The sequence below is a fragment of the Acidovorax sp. LjRoot204 genome, assembly GCF_056175785.1.
This window is the reverse complement of sequence record NZ_JBGFFF010000303.1, coordinates 1-2,240: the sequence shown is the minus strand read 5'-3', so window position 1 is coordinate 2,240 and position 2,240 is coordinate 1. Positions and strand designations below refer to the sequence as shown.

Below are 2,240 nucleotides of genomic sequence, written 5' to 3'. Positions count from 1 at the left end.
GCCCGAGGCACGGCGCGGCAATTGGTCCAGCCGCGAGGACAGGTTCTGCTGCGTAGGAAGATGCAACCGCGCCGCAGCGCCATCGTCCATGGTTTTCATGGTGACTGGCCTCAATACAAATAATAGTGATTCTCATTCTACCAATATCTGCATCGTGCTGGTTGCCGTCTCACTCTCTCCTTGACGCAGCGCAAGCCGCAGTCCCCGCTGCCCTGCCCGGGTGGTCAGTCACATCGCTCAAACCGCTTGCACTCCGCAGTAGCCCGGATGGATGTGAGCGTGTTTTCGCCGTCGATGTGCCGGGCAGTGAACTGCACCCAGGCCCCCTGCGGAATGCCGTGCATCAGGGCGGGGTTGACCACCCGGAAGGTCTGCGTGGTGAACGGCAGCTTGGCGCGGGGCAGCAGCTTCAGCCGCACATGCGTGGTGTTGCCGCCCGCATCCGCCTCCACAGACACCACCCGCGCACGGGTATAGACCGGAGCCGCTGGGGCGGCATCCTCAGCAACAGCCGAGGCGGCGCCCGCCGGTGCAACGGGCTGGGCACCCGCCGCACCACACACGGCGGCCAAGGCCAGTGCGGTGGCGAACCCACAGCGGGGCAGCCCCCAGCGGGCAAGCAACCAAGTGACGGCCTGCCCCATCAGAACGCCCACGCGCCCAGCTGGTAGTAGTCAAACCCGCTGGTCCGCCCCCCCAGGCATTGGGCGAGGAAGTCCTCGGTCTTGCGGTACATGGTGAGGTTGTTGGGCCAGCGCTGGTTGCCATGGCCATCCCCGGTGAAGGTGACGTAATCCACCGGCTTGCCCGCCTTGCGAAGGGCCGCCACCATCCATTCGGACTGCTCCAGCTTCACGCGCGGGTCGTTCACGCCGTGCATGATGAGGATGGGCTTTTGCGCATGCTCAGCCCGGTAGAGGGGCGACTTCGCGTCCATGCGCGCACGGTCTTCCGGCACGGCCGGGTTGCCCACATAGCGGTGCCACCAGGGCAGGCCCAGCTCCCAATAGGGCGGAGCAGCTTCCAGCAGGCGTGCGATGTCCGTCACGCCCACCACATCCACGGCGCAGACAAAGACTTCGGGCGTGAAGGTGGCGCCCACCAGGGCCGAATAGCCGCCGTAGCTGGCGCCATAGATTGCCACGCGCTGCGGGTCGGCCACGCCGCGCTCCACCGCCCAGCGCACGCCGTCCACCAGGTCGTCGTGCATGCGGCCTGCGAACTCGCCACGGGCCTTTTCCATGTGGTTGCGGCCATAGCCGCTGGAGCCCCGGTAGTTGACCTGCAGCACCGCATAGCCCCGGTTGGCCAGAAACTGCTGCATGGCGCGGCTGGTGGCGCCATCGCCCCAGCGGTCACGCGCCCAGGGGCCGCCGTGCACCAGCAGCACGGTGGGCAAACGTTGCGGCGCCGCCCCCACGGGCAGCGTGAGGTAGCCGTGGATGGTGAGACCATCGCGCGCGGTGTAGGTGATGGGCGCGGTGGGGGCCAGGTCCTTGGCAATCAGGCTCAGCCGGTTCTCGCCCAGAAAGCGGGGTTCGTGCCCATCGCGCAGCAGGTAGTTGCGCGTGCCACGGTCGGTGGCCACCGCCACCGTGAGCACCTTGTCCGTCTGGTCCAGGCTGGTCACCAGCACCTCTGCGGGCTTGTCACCTGCCAGCGCGGACAGCCGGGCATCCAGCGCTGGGTCGAACACCTTGCGCGCCGGGTAGCCCGGCATGAAGTGCGCCAGCAGCGGCTCGCGGGTGCGCCGGCTCAGCGTCACGCTGTCCAGGTCCACGTCGGGCGAGGCAAACCACTCTTCCTCCGTGCCCGTGGTCAGGTCCAGCCGCACCAGCGCCAGCTTGTCGCGCCCCCGGTTCGACAGGGCCCAGGCCTTGCGCCCCTCATCGTGCAGGCCAAAGACGTTCAGCGTGTCCCACCGGCTGCGCTCTGCCACCGTCACCCAGCTGCCCGGCTCGGCGCCAGGTCGCTCCAGCAGCACCTGGTCGCCCTTGATCTGTGCCCGGGCGCGCAGCTGTCCCGTGGTGTCCACGCCCCACCAGCCCACGTTGCCGGGGTTGGTGGCCATCAGCACCGGCGGCCCGCCCGCAGGGTTCACGCGGTACAGGTCAAACACCTTTTTGTCGCGCTGGTTGGAGGTGACGATGAAGTCGGACGAGGCATCGACCGCCTCTGCAAAATGCGCCACCGAACGCGGTGCAGGCATCAGCTCACGCAAGTCGGTCTCGGGGCCCTCG

At 68.0% G+C, this 2,240-nt stretch carries 2 protein-coding genes; both read right to left on the bottom strand.

Annotated features, from left to right (window positions below; genetic code table 11):
* Positions 1-224: 224 nt before the first annotated feature.
* A complete protein-coding gene (locus AC04MI_RS24785) occupies positions 225-656 on the bottom strand; it encodes a hypothetical protein (protein WP_436077763.1) in 432 nt (143 codons plus the stop codon).
* Positions 644-2,240: alpha/beta hydrolase family protein (locus AC04MI_RS24780; protein ID WP_476498995.1), on the bottom strand; the 1,597-nt coding region annotated here is incomplete at its 5' end. The genes AC04MI_RS24785 and AC04MI_RS24780, both read right to left, overlap by 13 nt.